We start from the raw sequence: 21,581 nt of genomic DNA, 5'->3' as shown, positions 1-21,581 counted from the left end.
ATCACGTCTAAATTGCTAAATTATTGGCTTATTTTTAGAAATAATTTGCTCCCTAGCATAATCCCTAGTCAAAATATCATGTTTATTACCATACATCTTATTAGTTTCCTTGATGTACTCTCTTAATTTCTTTTGACGTGCTGCAATTAGTGTTTTGGTGCGAGCTATCATCTGCTCGTCTTCTAATTCTTCAGCAACTTTCAAACGTTTCTTAGCATCTCTAGTTGAGCGTTCATAATAACGTTGCTTTTTTGTAAATTACCATTTCTAATTGCTTCTTTAGGATTATACTGGGTCATGTTATTTACACTGACATCTGGAGTAAATGGAAATGATTTGTACCTGCAGTTAATTCCCAATGTTCCAGCAGGTTCACCATAACCATGATTGTAAATTGAATCATACTTGTCATTATAATTAGGATCATTAGTTGGAACTATATTGACTACCTTGCCTTGAATATAAGCACACGCTTCACGGCTGTTAGGGTAGCTAGACATTAAACTATTCTTGTAACAAATAATCTCTATAAAAAAATTGTTAAGGACAAAATTTATCCTTAACAATTCTTCAATTTCAATATTGTTTTTAGCTTACCCACTACCTCATTAAATCAGAAATAATTTCTGCAGCACTCTTGCTCTCATGAATCATTCCAGCGACTGAACCAGCAAATATTATTCCATCTTCTACATCATCTTGATAAACAGCTTTCCGATATGCCTCATCTAATAATTGATTGAATTTTAACTTATCAGTCATTTTGTCTTCTAACCCATATAGCTCTTTAGCTTTCTTATTTACAACTGTTCGGCTAGCTACTCCCATTTTTGTACCAATTACACCAATAGAAGTGTCCTTTGATTCAATAATCACTTTCTTCCAATTGTCACCAACGGGACTTTCCTTAGAAATTGAGAAAATTGTACCACATTGTACACCTTCAGCTCCCATCGCCATCGCTGCTTTCACTCCACGATTATCAGCAATTCCCCCAGCTGCAATAACCGGAATTTTTACAGCATCAACAACTTGAGGCCAGAGTGTTTGTGATGTCATAGTTCCAATATGACCTCCACTCTCCATGCCTTCAGCGATAACAGCATCTACACCTAACTCTTCCATCTTTTTAGCAATTTTTACATTTGGAATTACAGGCATTACTTTTATTCCTGCTTCCTTTAGTTTAGGCATGTACAATTTAGGTGTACCAGCACCAGTTGTTACAATTTTTACTCCTTCTTCAATGACAACATCAACGATTTCTGGAACTTTCTTATTTAAAAACATCAAGTTAACAGCAAATGGCTTATCAGTTAATTCTTTTACCTTTCGAATTTCTTCGCGTACCTGTTCAGGTGTATCTTGACCTGAAGCTAACACACCTAGCCCGCCAGCATTAGAAACAGCTGCCACCAATCCGGCTTTGGCTACATCTTGCATCGCTCCTTGAATAATTGGATATTTAATTCCTAACATTTCTGTAATTCGATTCATGATTTCTCACCTCAATTATTTAAAATATAAAAAGGATATCTTACAACCATATAGTTATAAGATATCCCAATTGATATTAATGGTAATTACAATTTACTAAATAATTAGAATTGATCGATCAACAATTGACGAATTTCTTCCAAGTATGGTTGACGAGGATTTGCAGTTGTGCATTGATCATCGTAAACACGATCAACCATCTTATCAAGAGCTTTTTCAAATTGTTCTTTAGTTACACCATTTGCAGATAACTTAGGTTCAACATCTAATTTCTTCATTAAATCGTTAATCTTGTTGCATAATGCATCTACTAATTCAGCATCTGAGTTACCTTTCAAGCCTAATGCACGAGCAATATCTGCATAGTCTTTTTGAGCACGATATACTTCATAACGTGGGAATGGTGTACGTTTTACACGACCAGAAGCACCGTTAAATTTAATTACGTGTTGCATAGCAATGGAAATTGCCAAACCATGAGGCAATCCAAATTCCCCACCAGTCTTGTGAGCGATTGAGTGGTTAATACCCAAGAATGCATTAGCAAATGCCATACCTGCTAATGTTGCAGCATAGTGCATATTTTCGCGAGCTTTTTCACCTTCTAATGTAGGATGTTTTGGATCATACTTATATGAAGCTTCCAAGTTTTCAAATACTAACTTAATAGCTTGCATTGACCATGGGCGTGTGAAATCAGATGCCATGACTGATACATATGATTCAAGAGCATGTGACAAACTATCTAATCCAGATAGAGCTACAGTTCTCTTAGGAACAGTCATTACAAATTCTGGGTCTACAATTGCTACTTGTGGTGTCAATTCATAGTCTGTTAATGGATACTTAACGTGTGTATTATCATCTGTAATAACAGCATATGGTGTTACTTCAGAACCTGTACCAGATGTTGTTGGAATTGCAAACATTCTTGTCTTCTTAGCGTGATGGAATTTAACAATTCTCTTACGGATATCAACGAATTTTTGTTGTAATTCTTTAAATACTTCACTAACTTTTTCGTAGCTATCTAAGAATCCAGGTTCTTGATCTAAGGAGTATTCATAGATATAACGAGCAATCTTCGTAGCATCCAATGCAGAACCACCACCAATAGCAATAACTGTATCTGGTTCAAATTGTGCCATTTGTTGAGCAATTTCAATTGTTTGTCCTAACATTGGGTCAGGTCTTACAGTTCCATAAAGAGCTGTCTTAACTTCATTTTCTCTTGCTGCTAATTGATCGTAAACTTTGTCTACAAATCCAAACTTAACCATTCCTGGGTCAGCTACGATGAATGCACGGTTGATATCTTCAGTTTCATCTTGTAGATAGCTGATAGCATTCTTTTCGTAGTAGATCTTTTCTGGTAAACGAACCCATTGAGGTCTGTTACGTCTCTTAGCAACTGTCTTAACATTTAATAGGTCTGATGTTGATAAATTATGTGACAATGAATTCTTCCCCCATGATCCTGTTCCAAGTGTCAAACTTGCACGTAAGCCATCTGTGTAAATATCACCAATACCACCAATGGAATCAGGTTGATTTACCAAGATACGAGCTGCTTTAGTTCTATCACCAAATTCTTTTACAAATGGATCGGATTGAGAACCAATTTGGATAGCAGCATTATGGCCTGCACCTTGATAATCTAATAATGCAGCAACGGTCTTAATACCATCTTCACGATCTTTTGCTTTATATACTGACAATAATGGAGAAAGTTTTTCAGATGATAGCTTTTCACCGATGTTCTTAGCAGAAAGTTCAAATAACATTACATCTTTACCTTCTGGAAGTTCTACACCAGCTTGTTCAGCAATCCAGCGAGCTGGTTTACCAGCAACTGGGCCGTTTACACCATGTCTATCATTAAATACGAAATCTTCAATCTTCTTATAGTCTTTCTTAGGAACAATATATGCTCCCTTTTCTTCCATCTTCTTTAGCCATTCATCATAGATAGGAGCTTCAACAACTGCAGAATTTTCAGTAGCACAAATCATACCGTTATCAAATCTCTTAGATAGAAGTAAATCTTCAACAGCTCTGTCAAGATGTGCTGTATGATCAACGTAGATAGCACCGTTACCAGCACCTACACCCATTGATGGGTTACCTGACTTCAATGCTGCATTAACCATTCCTGGACCACCAGTAGCTAAGATAGAAGCAATCTTTCGATTTTGAATAAGAGCTGTTGTCTTTTCTAGACTTGGTTCCTCAATCCATTGAATAATATTCTTTGGAGCACCAGCTTTTACAGCTGCGTCGTAAATAATTTTTGCTGCATGTGCCGAACATTTTTGTGCTTGTGGGTGGAAAGCAAATACAATTGCATTTCTAGTTTTCAATGCTAATAGTGACTTAAACATTGCTGTTGAAGTTGGGTTTGTTGTAGGTACAATACCTGCTAAAACACCAAGTGGAGCTGCAATTTTTACTTCACCTTTAATCTTATCTTCTTCGATTACACCAACTGTTTTATCATTCTTAATAGCATTATAAACGTTTTCAGTTGCAAAACGATTCTTTGTATCTTTATCTTCTACAACCCCACGTCCAGTTTCATCTACTGCTTCATGAGCTAAAATCAAAGCAGCTTCTGAACCAGCTAAAGCAGCAGCTGCAACAATCTTATCTACTTGTTCTTGTGAGAAAGTAGAATATTCTTGTTCAGCTTTTAATGCTTTTTCTACTAAACCATCAGTGTATACACGAGCATCTTCTTCTTTGTTGTTTGTCTTGTTAACCATTACTTTAGCCTCCTACTATAGCTAAATAAACTATAAGTTAATATTTAACCATTAATAAACGATACAAATATAATTGTGTTATCGTGAATTAATTCACAAATATTACACTTATAAAATAACATCATATCCACAATAAATCAATACTATTTTTGAATTTATTTTATTTTTTCTCAGATTTTGTTAAATAAGTCACTTATATCAATCGATCAAAAATACAAAATAAAGCATAATAAAAAACTTAAAAAATATTTTTTGTAAACGTTTTCTATTATAATTTATATCATATCTCATATGGTACACTTTTACAATATATTCCGAGAATTTTATCAACAAAAAAATAACTTAATGTTGATTAAACGTTAAGTTCATAATTATAGTTAAAATAACACTGTTTTTTTACAAATCTCATTAATCGCCATTAATTCCATTTAGTTTAAAAACAACAACATCAGATTCTCAAGTGTGTCAATGCTACTTATAACAACTATTTCAAGAAATTATCTTCTCTATTATTTAGTTTTATCTCCTCGAAAAAATATTTATTTTACTATATTCTAAAGGGGTAGGAATGTATAGAAATTGAATGAAATTATCGTAATTTGTCGCAAAGACGTCAAGTTATATTATTCACATAACTAGAAGTCAGATTTAACCTTATATTTTTATACTTATTACGTTTTCTAGCTACTCAAAAATGTGTTAATTAAATCTTATTTCTGACAATCTCTAGATTTTTGAATCTTATTCAACCTTGAGCATTCCTTAATGCTTTTAGAAAGGAAAGATTGACTATGCTTAGCAAAGACAATCATTATGGCAAGCGAATTGCTAATACTCCACATGCACCTCGCTATGCACTTAGAAGACTTAAAGTCGGACTTATTTCAGTTGCTCTTGGGACTGTCTTTTTCTTTACACCCCAAGCCTTAGCTGATACAACTAGTGGAGTTGATACGAGTACAGACCCTTCTACATTAACCACTACTAATGCATCTGAAAATCACACAACTAATACTTTGAGTAGTACTAATACTGCCAACAAAGTCAGTTTAACTAATACTACTCCAAAGAATACAGTCCAGACATCTTCTACTTCCAATAACACTGAAACTGTTATAAATATATACACGCCGACTACTACAAGTGGAACAGAAAACAATACTGCTAATACTCAAAGTAGCAACACCAATGCTATCAAAAATAACATAGCTACCGATACTACAATAAAAGTTAATAATAGTAAGGTTTAATCAAAGCTACAAGCTAATCCAAGTAATACTAGTGCTTCAATCAGTGATAACAACACTAATCAAGTAACACTTCCTCATGGTCAAGCTCAAGGACAACGTGTCGTTAATATTACTACTGACGCTACTAGTGGAGACACTTTCACAATTGAAGTACCCTACATTTTTACAGCCACAAACAATGCTAATGGAGATCTCTTCTCTGCAGAGACAAAACTTACTCCCGTAAATAATCCTGCTTTTGTTTCGAGCAAACCTCTCTTCAATACTACTTTTATTTATCAACGGAAATATTTCATTTAATGTTAATTTATTACCACAGTTACGTGACTGGGCTCTATTAAAACCCGGTCAAGTATTCAAACTAACAATAGCTCGAAATAATCAACAGGTCGGCGATATCACTTACACAATTGGTTCACAACCCCTAATCAATGATGTAACGATTACTTTTGATCATAATCAAAGTAACAACTTACTTCCTAACCAGACATATATGGTAGGAATTGGGATGCCTAATGATGGGGTAAACGATGGCGATAACTTTACTGGAACAATTAAGGTTGATGTTCCAGATGGATTTGTCTTTGATTCTAGCCGTTCTAATGGCGTGGTTACCGGTTCTAATGTTGGTGACGATTTAGGTATGTTTAATACTTTAGGTTCGATGGAAGGGATATCCATCAGTCAAGAAGCTGCCGGAAAACCTATTATCATTGAATATAATCGCACAAAGTCCGAATTAGGTAAAAGATTCGTTCTTCTTTATGGTCATTACATCAAAAATATTAGTGGTAGTCAAAATACTTTTACAGCTACAGTAACAGCAACAACAACTAATGCAGATGGCGATAAAGCAAATTATGATGGATCAATTCAGACAATTACCAAGAGCCGTAATATTGGTATGCCAGTAGAAAATCCGGCTCGAAATTCTCTTGACTCTTCATTTGCTATTGGGGAAAACAATATTTATAGTGACCAGGTCAATCCAGATGGTAGTCATCAAGTTATTCCTTCCCAACCAGTTACAAAATCTAAGAAACTTCCACAAACTGGTGAAGAACATAATAGTTTAGCTACTATCGGTCTCTTAATACTTTCATTAGCAACTGGCCTTGGTTTAAAGAAACGAAAAAAGGATTAATCTTTTAATTGATTAGATACAAAAAAGACGCCTAGAAAGCGTCTTTTTTTGTACCCTTTTTCCTCAGTTGCTTTTTACTACCTTAAAAAACATCATCTCAAATTAGTTCTGAGATGATGTTCTATCTAATCATAATTTCTCAATAAATTATACAAAACTCTAATTTTTTCTTTAATATTTTCACCAATATCAGTATCCGCAACTGATTTTCGTTGTAATTCATGCTTTACCACTCGAACCGTTGAAACGATATCTTTCCCGCTTCTAATAGCATCTTGTTTTGAAGTAAATGGTTGATGCGAAACTAGTTGCAAGCCATATGAATTATACAATAATGTATATCCAGCGATCCCTGTTGTTGGCTGATAGGCTTTGGAGTATCCTCCATCAATTACCAACATATAACCCTCTGCGCAGATTGCATTGTGTCCCCTTTTAACTGGAGTGTGACCATTGATAATATGATTAGTATCATCGCCAGCAAATCCAAATTCTTGTAAAATTTTAATGCAGAAATCCTTATTTTCCCTTAATTTATAATATGGATTCTTTACTTCTTCATGACAAGCTTTATCTGCAATAAAATAACGTTCAAAAGTAGTCATAGATTTCTTACCAAACAGTGGGGAAAGAGCTCCTTGCCATAAATACCACATAAAATCAGTGGCAAAATCATCTTTTACATTTGGCTTAGAGTAAGCTTTTCGAATCATTTTTTCAGAAAAATCAAACAATTTTTTGCCAGAATATTCTTTACTACCAATCTTCAAGCTACAGAAATTTCCTTCTTCATCTGCAGGAATACATCCATGGAATAAGAGATTGCCATTATATGTACGATACATGCTACCTTTATTCATCATAAAATCTAGATGACGTTTTAATTTTGTAGAATGTTGAATGGAAATTAATAATTCATCTACAATCGCATTTTCTTCATCTGTTAATTCACTAGGATTTTTAGGGTCTACAGTGTTGAAACAAGTATTTTGTAACGGATATTCTTTACCATTTAAACTAATTACATTTTTCTTGTAATCTATCTTATTAAGTAAATCTCGATCATCCATTTCCAATTCTGGTCTTCTAGCTATAACTTTCCCTTCAAGCTTAAATTGCATCATCGCAACAGCTTGGTGAATCTGTGTAATTTGTAACTTTTCGCCGTTAAATCTATATCCATCACCATTGGTCAACTTAGGTCTAAACTGAGGATTATCTTCATATTGCTCTTCAGCAAATCTTGATAGGTGACGTAGATTAATGCCATATGCATCTTCTATAATATTTAAATTATTATATCTTGCACAAATTCTCAATAAATTCAACATACATAGTTTTGAGCCTGCCATTGCACCTAGCCATAGTAAATCATGATTTCCCCATTGCATATCGACAGAATGATAATTCATCAATCTATCCATAATTTTGTCTGGTTCTTCTCCCCTATCGTAAACATCGCCTAGAACATGTAAGTGATCTACTACTAATCTTTGAATTGTGTAACAGGTAGCAATAATAAATTTATCTGCTTGATCTAATTTCAAAATATTCTTCAAAAGTTGATTAATATAACTTCTCTTATTAAATTCTTGTGGATCGTTATATAATAATTCTTCTGTTATGTATACAAAATTAGGATTTAGTGCTTTACGAACCTTTGAGCGCGTATACTTGCTTCCTGATAATTCTAAAAATTCTAATAAGTGGGAAATGTTATCTAAGTACCATTGTTGTAGCTCATTTTCTGTACGTAATTTTTTCTTTACTAGAGCCAATTCATCTTCAGGATAGTAGATTAGCAAAGCAAAATCTTGCATCGTTTGTTCTGTCATTCTATCTGAAAAGTAATCTTGAATTTTCTGTTTAATACTCCCAGAACCATTTCTTAAAACGTGATCAAATGCTGTATACTCCCCATGCAAATCACTTACAAAGTGTTCAGTTCCCTTTGGAAGATGCAAAATTGCTTCTAAGTTCATAATTTCAGTAATCACATCTTGTTTCGTAGGATATTTTTCTTTTAATAAGTTATGCGAATAAGCATTCATGTCAACCTGCTTATTTACTAATTCTTCATTATCATCAAAATTCATCGCCATCAACCCCTATATTATGGTCATCAATATGGTTTTACATTACGCCTTAAAAAGGTTTTTGTCAATACATTTTAATTATTTAATTACAAACACTTATTTATAAATATTAAACCTTATTTATATGTAAATTAACCATAACTAACACTTAATTAAATGTAAAATTTTAAAAAAATAAACTTATCTAGCATTTACCGAACTATATGCATCTCTTTACTCAATATTTAAGTTAATTATACAAAATACCCTCAAAAGATTCTCTATAACACTTTTGAGGGTATCTTTATATGTGATATAATTTCAATAGTTATAGTTGCAACGTAATTTTTAGTGAGGTGTTATATATGGAGTATCCTTATCGTGAAAAATTTCTATCTTGGGCTAAAGATGTTAAACATTACCGCGAAAGTACCGTAATGTTGTACGATTATACCGTCAATAGTTTCTATAACTATTTTTATAGTCAATCAGAACATGGTAATGATATTCGTCTTGTCCGACCTCAAGATATCACTAACTATCTTGTAAATATTCAAGAACAACATCATATTGTTGCTAATACTGCTAATAAATACTATTTTCACTTGAAAAAGTATTTTACTTTTCTCTATAGTAATCATTTGATTGATGAATATCCTTTAATCGATTTAAAAACTTACAAAGTCAATAAATACACTAATATTACACTTGGTTGGCAACAATATCTACCTGAAATTTTCAAAATTGCGGAACTTTCTGATGATGCTAAACTTGAACTTTTTTTAATCTCTCAAAACATCGAACCAAAGGGATTACTTAATATTACTTTCGGACAACTTCGAAACTTTAATACAGAAAATACTGGAATTTTGCTAGATAATATTGAAGTAAAACCTGATAATTATTTCGTATTCTCACTAAAAAACGATCCTGAAAAACCATTGAATTCGTTAAATTCATTATTAATGAGAGTTAGACCTGATGAAGAAATTTTGAATATGACACTAGCTCCTTCAAAATTAAGACAAAGCTATATCTATAATTATCTCCTTACTAATAAAGATAAGTCTGAAATTGAGCTTTTGAATCATCTTCATCTATCTATTAAATCGCTAGTATATTATCGTCAAAATTTGTTGAATATTGATTTTAATGAATACGTTCATGAAGCAAACACTACTCTACAATAATAATTATCGCTTAATACATAATTTCATGCATTTAATACATTTTTCTCTTTTACTGTGAAATACGTATATAATCATAATCATACTAATAATGATATTTAAGTAAGGAATGATTATTATGAAATACGGTAAACTAAAATAAACATTTGAAAGTTTAACCACGGAAGAGTGTGTTAGTAGAGCCGAAAGGTTTGAACACTCACAAGCCCCATGTCTTTAGACTGGGGTGAGTTGACTATACTTATTAGGTTTCATTTTTCATTAAAAGAATAGAATACTTTATAAATAGGGTTGGAATATTCTAAATTCCAACCCTATTTACAATTAATTATATTTCCTATTTTGCATAATTTCTTTAACTAACATAATGACAAAAACAACTAACGCTCCTAATAAAATCATACCTCGCATTGTTAGTATAGAAACTCTCATAAGTCCACCTAAGTTTATTAACATTAATAACAGAAAACCTGCATACTTACTATTTCCTGTTAAATTTACATTCAACCTTGAGATTACTATAAACCCTACAACTATGCGTTTAAAGAATGGTAAGTTGGTTAGCGCTTGGGTTGGTGGCGAAAAAACAGGACAAGAATTTTACGACTTTTTATTTTCTGCAGATGCTAACAAATTGGCAGATTCCTATACCATAAAGAAAACTGTAAGTGCAAATACTTCAAATACTGTTATTACAAATAATCAAAATGTTGAGCCAACTATTAAACCTATACCAACAAACATAAACCAACTTAAAGAGGAAAAAACTACTCCTGAATTAGTTAATACTACTTCACAGTCATCTAAACCTGTTAAAAAAGTTCAGAAACAAACTATTAATAAAGAAAATAAAAATTCTGTTCTACCACAGTTAGGGGCTGTCCCTCTTTATCATCAGCCACTATTTAAACTTCCTATTCCCCGACTTATTCCTAAGCGACTAGAACGTATTATAGTGTTGGTCTCTTTTCTAGTTCTATATATTGGTATCACTATATGGACAGGATTGAGTTTAAAAAATTGGGATAAAAAATAAAATATCTAATATAGCAATAGGACCAATTTTTTAATTTATGCAAAATTATCGTTTTGATTTAGAAAAATCAATTATTTGCATAAATTTTCTAATTGGTCCTATCTTTATATTTAACTTTTTTCAAAATTTGTAACTTTATTTCTCATATTAATTTTTGGGGCTAACTTCAAATAATATGCTGTTTACTCTTCAGACACTACCCGATACTTCTTAGCAAACTTTTCGGCTGTAACAACCTTAGAATTGGTAAAATCGATAACATCTCCCTCAAAGCCAATATCATACATCGCCGCGCTGCCACCATTTATACTAACAAGAGAAGCTGAAATACCATTCAAAATAGTTCGTATTATTCCTTTTTTTGCCCTAGTAACTGCCGGCCAATAAATTCTGACTTTATTACCACTACCATGCAGCCATCGTAATCCATTATGCTCAAAAGCATATTTTACCCAATCAGGCTGGATATTATCTCTACTCACTTGCCAAACATCTACTTTTCTACCTCTATAGATTGCTTTCATTTGCTTTATCACCTTTCTTATTATTTTTTCCTATCCTTAATAGCCATAACTAATCTATACATCACTAAGATTATATATACCAACAATGCTATTGATACTATCATATATAGTATTTTATTTTCATAGCCTTCATCAAATATTGTAGTTACTATTAGAAATATTCCTAATGTTGCTTGTTTTCTAGCTCGTTTATCTAATTCACCATATTTTTTCTTATAATTAACTTCCAAAATTGCTGATAGTATAAAGAATATCCAAATAATTGCCTTAATAACTAAATAATCCATCATTCCACCACTTATTCTCTATTTTTGCCATTATTATACTATTTTAATTAAATTCAATTTTATATTTTCTTAATTAACACTCTTTTCTGCTTATTTGGTTAACAACATATCCATGTACGTTAAAAAAATAGCGACAAAAACATCGCTGTCTTGCCACTATTCCCAACTATTTAAACAAATTAAGCTTTGCGATTCTATCGACTGCTTCTTCCAAACGTTCTGGTTCAATTAACAAACCAATTCGTACATAACCTTCTCCATATTCGCCAAAACCATTCCCAGGAGCTACTGCTACTCCAGCTTCATTTAAAAGCAGATCTGCAAATTCTTCACTACTATATCCCTTTGGTACTTCCATCCAAGCGTAGAACGTTCCCTTAGGTACAAAAGCTTTCCATCCGATTTTTTCAGCAGCTTGGATGAACGCATTTCTTCTAGTTTCGTAACGATCTACAATCTTATTGATCTCAGCATCGCGTTCTGGAGCTTTCAAAGCATCAATCCCTGCATATTGTAGAGCTGGAAAGATACTTACAAATAAATGATCTTGGATAAGATTTAAAGCATCAATGATATCAGCATTTCCTACCGCAAAAGCAACTCGCCAGCCTGCCATGTTAAAAGTCTTAGAGAAGGTATAAAATTCGATACCAACATCCTTAGCTCCCGGAATCTCCATAAAACTTAGTGGCTGCTCTCCATCAAAACCAATTGCACCATAAGCGAAATCGCTGATGATACCTACTTCATATTTCTTTGCCCAAGCAACTAATTCTTCGTAAAATTCTCGGGTTGCAGTCGCACCTGTCGGATTATTAGGATAGTTAATATAGAAAAATTTAGCTTTTTTGGCAAGTTCTTCAGGAATAGATTTCAAATCTGGTAAGAAATTATTCTCCTTCAAAAGTGGAACTTTCTCAAAAGTTACCTGTCCAAGTGTAGCTCCAGACCAATAATCTGGATAACCAGGATCTGGTAATAAAAATACATCGCCAGGATTCATCAAAGCCAGTGGTAGTTCGACTAAGCCCGTTTTAGAGCCACCAAGAACTGCAACTTCTTTTTCTGGATCAAATGTAGTTTGATACTTTTCTTGATAAAAATCTGCTATAGCTTGTTTAAAATCTGGTTGTCCACGAAACAATGAGTACTTGTGACTTTGCGGGCTAGCTACCCATTTTTGTGTGCTCTTAACGATATATTCAGGAGTTTGTTTATCAGGATTACCTTGTCCCAGATTGATAACATCTACTCCTTCTGCAATTTTTTTGTTAACTTTGATTACCAAATTAGCAAAGAATTGCTTTGGTAGATTTTTTAGAATTTCAGATTTTTCAAATTTCATCGTCTTTCCTCACCTTCTTAGTCGTATAATTCTGGTCTACGATCTTCAAATACATGAATTTGTTGCGTGAATTTTTCCATTTCAGATGTATCTAAATCATAAACTGTCAATGTTTCTTGATCGCCACTATCACTTAAAACTTCACCTAAAGGATTAATTATCAGTGAATGACCATTAAATTTATTATCAGGATTATCGCCCACTCGATTAACTGCAACAACATAAGCTTGATTTTCAATCGCTCTTGCAACTAACAAGGCTTTCCATTGTTCAATTCTAGTTTGAGGCCATTGAGCCACAACATAGATTACACTCAATTTTTCCTTAGCAACTGTCCGCAACCATTCTGGGAATCGGATGTCATAACAGATGAACGAGGCACTCTTCACACCAGCTAATTCAAAGACATTTTTTTGCTCACCAGCAGCTAAATATTTATCTTCATCCATCAATCTAAACAAATGTACTTTACGATATTCACTAATGAGCTTGCCTTGTTTATCAACAATATAAGTTGTATTGTAAAACTGTTCATTCTCTTTAATCGCAACTGATCCACCAACAATGTCAATCTTATATTCTTGTGCTTTAGCTTGTAAAAATTCCTTAGTTCGCTGGCCTTCAACATCTGCAATTTCTTCTAACCTTGCTAGGTCATAACCTGTATTCCACAATTCTGGTAAGACAACTACATCCGCCTTAGCTTGTGCTGCCTTGCTTAAATATTGAGCAACCTTTTTGTAATTTTCTTCAGGTTTCCCGTGTTCAACAGGAATTTGTGCCAATGCAATTCTTAATGTCATGCGATCACCTCTTATTCAAGTAATTATGATAATTTAATTATACTCTATCATTTTTAAACAAAAAATACTAATAAAAAATAAGGATCAAGATTTACATATCTTAATCCTTACTTCCACTATTTGTTTAATCTATCTAAAATTTCTTTAGCCACTTCATGATTAGTATACATCCAGAAAATATGACCCAACACTTCTGATAAGTGTTCTTCTAAAGGTTGACGTTTAGCACTTGGAATAGTCTTCATAGCTGGCATAATAACCAAATGAAAGGCAATCCACATAGCTATACCAAAAGGAATTCCTTGTTTCTTAGTTAACCAATTCATTTTCTTTTCCAATGCTAATGCATATGTTGTTGCAAAAGTTACTGAAAATCCGAAGTGAATTAGAAAACTAGCCCATGGCATTCTATGACCAGAATATTTATAAGTTGATTGTGTTATCTCTGCCGGTACTCCCAATTGTTGTAAGAAAGTTTGTGGAGGATTAACTTCATCGCGTTCTGGAGTTCTAGGTGGCATAATATTTTCCCAACCTAATTTAACTAAACCAGAAATAATCCCTGATGCAGTTCCAGCAATTAAAACATTTTTTAGACTTTTGTTCAAAAAAATCACTCCTCTTTGAATTACTACTAATGTATCCCTAAAGCTAGCTTAGCATATCGACTCAAACGATCTGTCGTCCACATTGGTTCCCATACAAATTCAACATCCACGTTCTTTATTTCTGGGATATCTTTTAAAGCTCTTGTAACCATATCTGCCAAAATGTTAGTAAGTGGGCAACCCATTGTAGTCAATGTCATTTCCACCAAACAGATTCCATCTTCATCTAAGTCAACGTTGTAAATTAATCCTAAGTTAACAATATCTATATTCAATTCGGGATCAACCACTGTTGTTAGCTTCTCTATTATATCATCTCTGACCTCTTTATTACTTCTCATACGACTTGGTCCTTTCCTATAGATTTTTACCAAAAATACGCATTCTAATTTCTTGTCCAGTTGGAGTTCCTGCCAAACCACCAATTCCAGTTTCTCGTAGTGACTCTGGCATATTTTTACCGACCTTGTCCATCGCACTAATTACTTCATCTGCTGGAATCATACTTTCGCAACCAGCCAGTGCCATGTCTGCAGATATCAAAGCATTGCTAGAACCAATAGCATTACGATTAATACAAGGCACTTCTACTAAACCTGCAATAGGATCACATACCAAACCTAATAAATTACTAATTGCAATCGCCATTGCATTAGCACTCTGTTTAGGAGTCCCGCCTGCTACTTCTACAGCCGCAGCTGCTCCCATTCCAGAAGCACTACCTACTTCAGCTTGGCAACCACCTGTGGCACCTGCAATGCAAGCATTGTTAGCAATAACCATTCCAAATCCACCAGCAGTAAATAAAAATCTCACCATTTGTTCTTCATCTAATCCCAACCTCTTTTCAAGAGTAAATAACACTCCTGGAAGAGTACCTGAAGATCCTGCTGTTGGAGTTGCACATATAACTCCCATCGCTGCATTAACTTCATTTGTAGCAATGGCTGATTGTACTGCTGACATTATCATATCTCCAGATAATGTTTTGTGAGATTTTCGATAATCTTTTATTTTTACAGCATCACCACCTGTTAATCCTGTTTTAGAGTGTACTCCAATTCCATGGGCACCCCGACTAACTGCTAATCTCATAGTGTCTAAATTATGTTTCATTTTTCTCCATACATCATTTCTGGAAACGTTCATATCGTTACACTCAGCTTGAATAACTAATTCAGATATTGGTAAGTTTTTAATTGTAGCATCGCTAACTAATTCTTCTATACTTGCATACATTTTAAATTCCTCTTATAGACAGATGATATTTTCATATTTATTAACAAAAAATCCTCTTATTCCTTCTTGTAATTGTTGTTTCAAATCAAATTCATATATTGTATATTCATTATTTTTTAAAACTTGTTTCTTATCAAATGGAGCTAACCTATTCAAGTCCTCAATAAGTGATATTCCGTTATCCCTTTCTGTATTGGTGGTTACGTAAAGTATAATTGATAGTGGTCCGGTTGGTTTAATATCTATTCCATGAAGTCTAATATTACGAATCTCTATGGTTCCTCCACCAATGGAACAACCTGAAATTTGCACCCTTTTATCTCCTCCACCAATCAAATCTAAAACTGCAGTATTAGGATGATGAATAGGACTTTCACCGCTCTCTTCTACAAACCTAATATCTATTCCTTGTTCTCTAGCAATTTGTCTAGAATTGGGAACCCTAGGATCTGATGCATCAAAGCCTAGAACTCCTGCCGTAATCGCATAATCTGTTCCATGACCACGATGCGTCTTAGCAAATGAACCATAGTAATGTACGATTACTCTTTCAGGAATTCCGCCAAATAAATCATTAGCTGCCCTTCCAATTGCAACCGCACCAGCAGTATGAGAACTTGAAGGACCTATCATTATTGGTCCAATAATATCAAAAACACTTCTATATAAATTACTCAAACCGAGTACCTGCTTTCACTAGGATATTTGTCTACATTATTATAGCACAGATTTTTAACAAAACTTTTGGTTAGTTTTCATAAAAATTACGATATAAATAAGGCTATAACCATTGGTATTTAATCCAAAAGTCTAGCCTTATTTATATATTTATTTTAGTTTACCATACAAAATTATCATCAAACACGTGTTGAATCATTTACTAAATCTTTGATTTCAAAGGTATCAAATTTTAAGACATTCCTTAAATGTAATTCATTTCTTGACCATGAATCATATTTTTCGTACAACAAAGCTATTTTGTGATCTGCCGTTTCAGCTAATGCAGAATAAGAATATCCATAGTTAGATTTATCAACACTATAGCAATACTTCCAATTTACCTCATTAGTTACTACGTCTATTAATCCAACCTATATTTGCCCATTTCTTCTACCAGTAGTGGAATTTGGCGTACTCATTATAATCGCCTCATGACCATCAATTTTTTGCGAGTACTTAATAACTGATAACTGAGTACCATATGATGTATTATGCACAATATCAAGATATTTTACGCTATCCCATGTATTGCCATTATCCTTACTTGTGATATATCCAATTTTACCAGTACTTGTTCTCATATATGTCCTTACTATTCCTGGCTTTAATTCCACCATTTGAGCTTCTGCTGTAGCATTAGCAAATGGTAATGTGGCCTGTACGCTTTTCCATGTTTACCCATCGTCATCACTCACAATAAATACCATCGCTTTATTAGCGTATGATGAGAAAATTATTCTACCATTATCTGTATATAGTCCTTGTCCCGGACTTAAATATGTTCCATTGTGATATAATCCCATAAATGTAGGTAACAATTTAGGGGAACTCCAAGTCTGTCCATTATCGGCACTTTCTGTATATCCGACAAAATTAGTAGGAGTTATCTTGAATAATGAATTTTTATAAAAAATATCCATTTTCACCTTAATTTACATTTTCATTTGGAATATTTGCTTTGTTCACTTCATTTCCACTTACATTACTCATGCTAAATGTCCTATTCCTAGTCCTATTACTGCAAAAGCAACCAATTTATACTTAACTTTCATTTCCAACCTCCTTTCAATTACATATTCTCTTTACGTTTTTCACGTAAATCAGCAGCAATTTTATCTGTAGTTTTCTTATCCAAAGGATACCCAAAAATCAAAATAAGTGTTGCTATTCCAAATAAAATACCTGGAAGTAAATTAGTTAAGGCATAAATTCTATTTTCAACAACTGCAGATTGGATTGCACCACCAGTATTAGAAGATTGATAGCCAATAAGAGTTAACATAAAGCCACCTATTCCACCAGCAACAGCTTGGGCTACTTTTCGAGCAAAACTATTCAGTCCGTAAACAGTACCATCTTCACGCAATCCTGTATTATATTGATGAGCGTCAATAACATCTGTAATTAAAGCCCACACCATTACATTAAATACAGAATATCCAATAGTTCCAAAGAACATTAGTACTACATACAACCAAGCATTATGTGTATGCATGAAGAAGAGTATTAGGAATACTATTGATGATAGTGGTAGAGTAAACATGGCAACTTCTTTTTTACCATATTTTTTAACAAAATGAATCGTTGGTCCAGATACAATAATTACTGTTCCCCAATTAAATAACATCGCAACGGACATCGCTGCTGAATTGTGGAAGTAATCATTAAATAGATATGTCGTAGTTGTTCCAAATAAAATCTGTGTCAAAACAACGAAGAAATCAACAATAATCAATACTAATATCGAACGGTCTGTAAATAATCCTTTTAGTAAATGACTAACTGTTACTTTTTCTTTTTTCTTAACTTGAACACGTTCTACTAAGATATGATAAATAATATTATATACAGTAAATGCTATAGCAACGCATACGATAGCGATTACAAAAAATCTCATTCCAGATAAAGTCTTTGTTCCATCTGGATGTTTTGTATAAATGAACATTGGAATTAAAAATCCAGTAGCAGACATCCCTACAGCTGCACCTACAGCTCTAAACGTTGATAGAGAAGCTCTATCATCTGGATTATCACTGATTGCCGAAGCCATTGATCCAAATGGGATGTTAATACATGATAATAATATTCCCCAAGCCAGGTACGTTACAAATACATAAGCTATCTTTGCAGTTAATCCCCAAGAACTCACAAATGGAGCAAATAGTAATAATGAAAATGCACAAAATGGCCATTTCATCCTATTAATCCACGGCAAAAATCTTCCTTTAGGTGTTAATTCAGCTACATCAATCATTCTTCCAACCGCTAAATCGGAAAAGGCATCAATACATCTAGATACTAAAAACAAAATACCTACTACACTACCAGCAATACCCAAAACATTAGTGTAATAAATCATCAAAAAACTATTAACAAGTCCTAAAATAGCATCATTACCTATATCACCCAACATGTAACCGAACTTATCTTGCATACCAAATGGCCTAGCATTAACTTGTACAGTCGTCAGCCCTTTAGCTGTTGCTACAGGTCCCTTATTTTGCATATCTAAATCCTCCTCTGAATGTTATAAAAATAAGAGAATTAATTTCTTAACTATAATAAGAACTAATTCTCCTAAGAAATTACATTAAAAACTATTTAGTGATTTCAGAAATCTTTACTTTTCTATCTTCTACATTAGATAATGTAGCTGCGTCGGCCGTTGCAATCGCTTCTTCGGCTGCTGTTCCATCTAATAATTTTTTATATTCATCTGGAACTTCCATGCCGTGAAGCACATCGTTTAAGAATTTCATCTCTTTAACAATTAGCGAATGTAACCACATTGGAGTTAATTTACCCGGATGTCCGTATTGAATTGCACCATCCATCTCTGTACTATGATAAATTCTAGTTCTATCATCATCTTCTTCTTGAGATTCATGTACTAAGAAATGAGTATCCTTACCATTTACCCTTAAAGTTCCACCTGTATCGTACATATTTAGCATAATTGCACCTTTTGTACCCTCGATAAGTACATAATGTTCTCCCCAACGAAATGCTGAACCCCATTCTAAATGAGCATACCTATTTCCTGGAAACTCTAAATTCATCATAATTAAGTCATCTTCATCACCAAATTGTTCTCCATTATGTGCAACATCAGATGCTGACATAGTTACAGTAGTTGGTAATCCACCCATAATAAATTGCACACAATCCAGCTCATGAATATGATGGTAAAGATGCCCACCTGATTTTTCACGAATTTTTTTCCATGATATACTTGGTTGCGGTTCTTCCCAGCCATTTCTTACAGATTTAACAAATAATATATCTCCAATGGCTCCTTCATTTATTAGTTCTTTTGCATGATGAACACCATTAAAGAAATTCATAATGTGTCCAGCCATGAAAATTACACCAGCTTCTTTACAAGCATTCACCATATCGACACAATCTTGATAATTTAATGCAATAGGCTTTTCACAAAATACATTTTTATGATTTTGTGCTGCCTTAATAACAGGTTCTTTATGTAAATAATTTGGTGTGGCAACAATTACACAATCAATATCATCTCTCGTTACTAAACTATCCAAATTATCAACTGCTTCACATTTTAATTCGTCAGCTATAGTTTCTCCATTTTCAGGATCAAATACTGCTACAATCTTTGCACCATCATTATCTCTCATAGCTCTAGCAAGTTCTGCACCAAAATATCCTGTCCCAACAACACCATATCTAACTACATCATTCGTCATAGATATTCCTCTTTTCTTTAATGTTATCGCTTTCTTACAACAATCATTATATATTATGGTAATTATTTTGTAAATAGTGAATTAAGATAATAATTTTCATAAATTGTATTTAAAGCCTTAATATCAATGAATAAATAATTTTAATATTTTTTTGATATTTATTATATAATTCACTAATTATTTATAAAATAAGATTTTTACTTTTAAAAGTTCGGTTTTTACAATCTATTTAATTCTATATGATGAATTTTGTAAATTAATATTTTTTCCTACAAATATCATTGCTATATTAGCTAAATCTATATCCATCAATAAAGTTAGCGTTTACACAAAATGAATGATTGTGCTATATTCAATTTGCAATGAAAATCTAAACAGAGGTGAAATATTATGATTATTGCAAATATTAAAGATTTAGATAGATATTCATCTTTATCAAATAATATGGACAAGGCTTGTCAGTTTCTTCAAAATCTAAATTTAGATTCGGTTAAAGTTGGTTCATTTGATATTGATGATAATAATGTTAATGGTAGTTGTATTGAATATGTCGCAGATGGCGTTCCCGGAAAGATGTTTGAAAATCATGAAAATTATATTGATATTCATCTTACTGTTGCTGGAATTGAGCAAATGGCTATTAGTAGCTATGATTCTGTTCAGGTAATTCAAGATTACGATGAAGAAAAAGATATTGCATTTTTTCAGGGTGAAGTAGAACAATTAGTGAAACTTTACCCCGGAAATTGTCTTGTAACTTTCCCAGAAGACTTACATCAGCCCAAAGTTCGATATGATGATAATTTAGTCCGTAAAGTTGTTTTAAAAGTAAAAATATAATATCTGTAAAATAAAGAAAGCTAAGAATCACGTTAGATTAATGTAATTCTTAGCTTTCATTTTTATTTATTTCTAAATCTCAAATTCTGGAAACCATATTTTAATTTCACGTTGCGCACTTTCTACACTATCTGATGTATGCACTACGTTTTGGATATGTTTATAAGGCCATTCTCGCCCATAATCTCCACGGATAGTTCCAAATTCAGCTTCTCCTGGATTTGTATTACCAGCCATTCGATGCATTGCTTTAGTAATATTTGTACCTGCCGCAACTATCCCCACAATTGGACCTGATTGCATGTAAGATAACATATCTGGAAAATATGGTTTGTCAACCTTATCATTGTAATGTTGTTTTAATTGATCCTCTGTAGCTGATACAACCTTTAAAGCTTCAATTTCATATCCCTTGCGCTCAATTCTAGTGATAATTTCACCTACATGACGACTTGAAACTCCATCTGGTTTAACTAAGATAAGTGTTCTTTCTTCTGCCAAATTTGTCACTTCTCTTTCTCTTCTCGTTAAATTTACCTATCATTACCTAT

The 21,581-nt window shown here is 33.1% G+C and carries 21 protein-coding genes and 1 pseudogene; 5 read left to right on the top strand and 17 right to left on the bottom strand.

Annotated features, from left to right (window positions below; all coding sequences use genetic code 11):
• Positions 1-15: 15 nt before the first annotated feature.
• The 3 genes and pseudogenes from NOU10_RS09475 to adhE form a co-directional block, all read right to left on the bottom strand.
• Positions 16-500 (bottom strand): annotated as a pseudogene (locus NOU10_RS09475) (phage minor capsid protein).
• 100 nt (positions 501-600) lie between these two features.
• Positions 601-1,497 carry a nitronate monooxygenase family protein gene (locus NOU10_RS04570; RefSeq protein ID WP_081537285.1) on the bottom strand — a complete coding sequence of 299 codons (897 nt, stop codon included), beginning with the start codon at positions 1,495-1,497 and terminating at the stop codon, positions 601-603.
• Positions 1,498-1,601: 104 nt separating this feature from the next.
• Positions 1,602-4,259 (bottom strand): bifunctional acetaldehyde-CoA/alcohol dehydrogenase, encoded by a 2,658-nt coding sequence (gene adhE, locus NOU10_RS04565; protein WP_255906147.1) that lies wholly within the window; start codon positions 4,257-4,259, stop codon positions 1,602-1,604.
• Positions 4,260-5,050: 791 nt separating this feature from the next.
• Here adhE and NOU10_RS04560 point away from each other — a divergent pair.
• Both NOU10_RS04560 and NOU10_RS04555 read left to right on the top strand, forming a co-directional pair.
• The gene (locus NOU10_RS04560) at positions 5,051-5,509 is read left to right on the top strand and encodes a YSIRK-type signal peptide-containing protein (protein WP_255906146.1); all 459 of its coding nucleotides are present in this window, start codon (positions 5,051-5,053) and stop codon (positions 5,507-5,509) included.
• 238 nt (positions 5,510-5,747) lie between these two features.
• A complete protein-coding gene (locus NOU10_RS04555; protein WP_255906145.1) occupies positions 5,748-6,653 on the top strand; it encodes an LPXTG cell wall anchor domain-containing protein in 906 nt (301 codons plus the stop codon).
• Positions 6,654-6,778: 125 nt separating this feature from the next.
• On the opposite strand, the gene NOU10_RS04550 is transcribed toward NOU10_RS04555, so the two are convergent.
• Positions 6,779-8,749: a fructose-1,6-bisphosphatase gene (locus NOU10_RS04550; protein ID WP_081535606.1), complete on the bottom strand. Its 1,971-nt coding sequence runs from the start codon at positions 8,747-8,749 to the stop codon at positions 6,779-6,781.
• A 344-nt stretch (positions 8,750-9,093) separates the two neighbouring features.
• Between NOU10_RS04550 and NOU10_RS04545 the strand changes: the two genes are divergently transcribed.
• A complete protein-coding gene (locus NOU10_RS04545; RefSeq protein WP_160996537.1) occupies positions 9,094-9,918 on the top strand; it encodes a site-specific integrase in 825 nt (274 codons plus the stop codon).
• A gap of 364 nt (positions 9,919-10,282) precedes the next feature.
• Positions 10,283-10,951: a hypothetical protein gene (locus NOU10_RS04540; RefSeq protein WP_255906144.1), complete on the top strand. Its 669-nt coding sequence runs from the start codon at positions 10,283-10,285 to the stop codon at positions 10,949-10,951.
• 182 nt (positions 10,952-11,133) lie between these two features.
• Here the strand turns inward: NOU10_RS04540 and NOU10_RS04535 are convergent, their stop codons facing one another.
• From NOU10_RS04535 to NOU10_RS04480, 12 genes are all read right to left on the bottom strand, one after another.
• Entirely contained in the window at positions 11,134-11,475 is a 342-nt protein-coding gene (locus tag NOU10_RS04535) for a hypothetical protein (protein WP_161017666.1), read from the bottom strand.
• Between the two features lie 20 nt (positions 11,476-11,495).
• Complete coding sequence (locus tag NOU10_RS04530; protein WP_255906143.1) at positions 11,496-11,762, bottom strand: hypothetical protein; 267 nt, start codon at positions 11,760-11,762, stop codon at positions 11,496-11,498.
• A 166-nt stretch (positions 11,763-11,928) separates the two neighbouring features.
• Positions 11,929-13,107: a pyridoxal phosphate-dependent aminotransferase gene (locus NOU10_RS04525; protein ID WP_250201113.1), complete on the bottom strand. Its 1,179-nt coding sequence runs from the start codon at positions 13,105-13,107 to the stop codon at positions 11,929-11,931.
• A gap of 17 nt (positions 13,108-13,124) precedes the next feature.
• Positions 13,125-13,910, bottom strand: a complete 786-nt coding sequence (locus NOU10_RS04520; RefSeq protein WP_255906141.1) for a carbon-nitrogen family hydrolase — start codon at positions 13,908-13,910, stop codon at positions 13,125-13,127.
• Positions 13,911-14,026: 116 nt separating this feature from the next.
• Entirely contained in the window at positions 14,027-14,518 is a 492-nt protein-coding gene (locus NOU10_RS04515; RefSeq protein ID WP_003707023.1) for a DUF1440 domain-containing protein, read from the bottom strand.
• A 26-nt stretch (positions 14,519-14,544) separates the two neighbouring features.
• The gene (locus tag NOU10_RS04510) at positions 14,545-14,859 is read right to left on the bottom strand and encodes a metal-sulfur cluster assembly factor (RefSeq protein ID WP_255906140.1); all 315 of its coding nucleotides are present in this window, start codon (positions 14,857-14,859) and stop codon (positions 14,545-14,547) included.
• A 16-nt stretch (positions 14,860-14,875) separates the two neighbouring features.
• Entirely contained in the window at positions 14,876-15,757 is an 882-nt protein-coding gene (gene sdaAA / locus NOU10_RS04505) for an L-serine ammonia-lyase, iron-sulfur-dependent, subunit alpha (RefSeq protein ID WP_003703459.1), read from the bottom strand.
• A 12-nt stretch (positions 15,758-15,769) separates the two neighbouring features.
• The gene (gene sdaAB, locus NOU10_RS04500; protein ID WP_255906139.1) at positions 15,770-16,435 is read right to left on the bottom strand and encodes an L-serine ammonia-lyase, iron-sulfur-dependent subunit beta; all 666 of its coding nucleotides are present in this window, start codon (positions 16,433-16,435) and stop codon (positions 15,770-15,772) included.
• Between the two features lie 413 nt (positions 16,436-16,848).
• Complete coding sequence (locus NOU10_RS04495) at positions 16,849-17,094, bottom strand: hypothetical protein (protein WP_255906138.1); 246 nt, start codon at positions 17,092-17,094, stop codon at positions 16,849-16,851.
• Positions 17,095-17,151: 57 nt separating this feature from the next.
• Positions 17,152-17,397 carry a sialidase family protein gene (locus NOU10_RS04490; RefSeq protein ID WP_255906137.1) on the bottom strand — a complete coding sequence of 82 codons (246 nt, stop codon included), beginning with the start codon at positions 17,395-17,397 and terminating at the stop codon, positions 17,152-17,154.
• Between the two features lie 149 nt (positions 17,398-17,546).
• The gene (locus tag NOU10_RS04485; RefSeq protein ID WP_255906136.1) at positions 17,547-18,983 is read right to left on the bottom strand and encodes an MFS transporter; all 1,437 of its coding nucleotides are present in this window, start codon (positions 18,981-18,983) and stop codon (positions 17,547-17,549) included.
• Between the two features lie 91 nt (positions 18,984-19,074).
• Positions 19,075-20,190, bottom strand: a complete 1,116-nt coding sequence (locus tag NOU10_RS04480) for a Gfo/Idh/MocA family protein (RefSeq protein WP_011476671.1) — start codon at positions 20,188-20,190, stop codon at positions 19,075-19,077.
• A 390-nt stretch (positions 20,191-20,580) separates the two neighbouring features.
• Between NOU10_RS04480 and NOU10_RS04475 the strand changes: the two genes are divergently transcribed.
• The gene (locus tag NOU10_RS04475; protein ID WP_003707012.1) at positions 20,581-21,030 is read left to right on the top strand and encodes a YhcH/YjgK/YiaL family protein; all 450 of its coding nucleotides are present in this window, start codon (positions 20,581-20,583) and stop codon (positions 21,028-21,030) included.
• A gap of 72 nt (positions 21,031-21,102) precedes the next feature.
• On the opposite strand, the gene ndk is transcribed toward NOU10_RS04475, so the two are convergent.
• Positions 21,103-21,540 (bottom strand): nucleoside-diphosphate kinase, encoded by a 438-nt coding sequence (ndk, locus tag NOU10_RS04470; RefSeq protein WP_255906134.1) that lies wholly within the window; start codon positions 21,538-21,540, stop codon positions 21,103-21,105.
• Between the last annotated feature and the right edge of the window lie 41 nt (positions 21,541-21,581).

The sequence above is a fragment of the Ligilactobacillus sp. MP3 genome (assembly GCF_024436335.1).
Lineage (GTDB): Bacteria > Bacillota > Bacilli > Lactobacillales > Lactobacillaceae > Ligilactobacillus > Ligilactobacillus salivarius.
Note: the sequence above shows the minus strand (reverse complement) of the source record. Positions and strands in the feature narration are given on the sequence as shown.

What these genes read in the sequence shown, in the direction of transcription:
- NOU10_RS04570 (WP_081537285.1), bottom strand. Translation starts at nt 1,497, where the DNA reads ATGAATCGAATTACAGAAATGTTAGGAATTAAATATCCAATTATTCAA.
- adhE (WP_255906147.1), bottom strand. Translation starts at nt 4,259, where the DNA reads ATGGTTAACAAGACAAACAACAAAGAAGAAGATGCTCGTGTATACACT.
- NOU10_RS04560 (WP_255906146.1), top strand. Translation starts at nt 5,051, where the DNA reads ATGCTTAGCAAAGACAATCATTATGGCAAGCGAATTGCTAATACTCCA.
- NOU10_RS04550 (WP_081535606.1), bottom strand. Translation starts at nt 8,749, where the DNA reads ATGAATTTTGATGATAATGAAGAATTAGTAAATAAGCAGGTTGACATG.
- NOU10_RS04545 (WP_160996537.1), top strand. Translation starts at nt 9,094, where the DNA reads ATGGAGTATCCTTATCGTGAAAAATTTCTATCTTGGGCTAAAGATGTT.
- NOU10_RS04540 (WP_255906144.1), top strand. Translation starts at nt 10,283, where the DNA reads ATGACAAAAACAACTAACGCTCCTAATAAAATCATACCTCGCATTGTT.
- NOU10_RS04535 (WP_161017666.1), bottom strand. Translation starts at nt 11,475, where the DNA reads ATGAAAGCAATCTATAGAGGTAGAAAAGTAGATGTTTGGCAAGTGAGT.
- NOU10_RS04530 (WP_255906143.1), bottom strand. Translation starts at nt 11,762, where the DNA reads ATGGATTATTTAGTTATTAAGGCAATTATTTGGATATTCTTTATACTA.
- NOU10_RS04525 (WP_250201113.1), bottom strand. Translation starts at nt 13,107, where the DNA reads ATGAAATTTGAAAAATCTGAAATTCTAAAAAATCTACCAAAGCAATTC.
- NOU10_RS04520 (WP_255906141.1), bottom strand. Translation starts at nt 13,910, where the DNA reads ATGACATTAAGAATTGCATTGGCACAAATTCCTGTTGAACACGGGAAA.
- NOU10_RS04510 (WP_255906140.1), bottom strand. Translation starts at nt 14,859, where the DNA reads ATGAGAAGTAATAAAGAGGTCAGAGATGATATAATAGAGAAGCTAACA.
- sdaAA (WP_003703459.1), bottom strand. Translation starts at nt 15,757, where the DNA reads ATGTATGCAAGTATAGAAGAATTAGTTAGCGATGCTACAATTAAAAAC.
- NOU10_RS04495 (WP_255906138.1), bottom strand. Translation starts at nt 17,094, where the DNA reads ATGGTGGAATTAAAGCCAGGAATAGTAAGGACATATATGAGAACAAGT.
- NOU10_RS04490 (WP_255906137.1), bottom strand. Translation starts at nt 17,397, where the DNA reads ATGGATATTTTTTATAAAAATTCATTATTCAAGATAACTCCTACTAAT.
- NOU10_RS04485 (WP_255906136.1), bottom strand. Translation starts at nt 18,983, where the DNA reads ATGCAAAATAAGGGACCTGTAGCAACAGCTAAAGGGCTGACGACTGTA.
- NOU10_RS04480 (WP_011476671.1), bottom strand. Translation starts at nt 20,190, where the DNA reads ATGACGAATGATGTAGTTAGATATGGTGTTGTTGGGACAGGATATTTT.
- NOU10_RS04475 (WP_003707012.1), top strand. Translation starts at nt 20,581, where the DNA reads ATGATTATTGCAAATATTAAAGATTTAGATAGATATTCATCTTTATCA.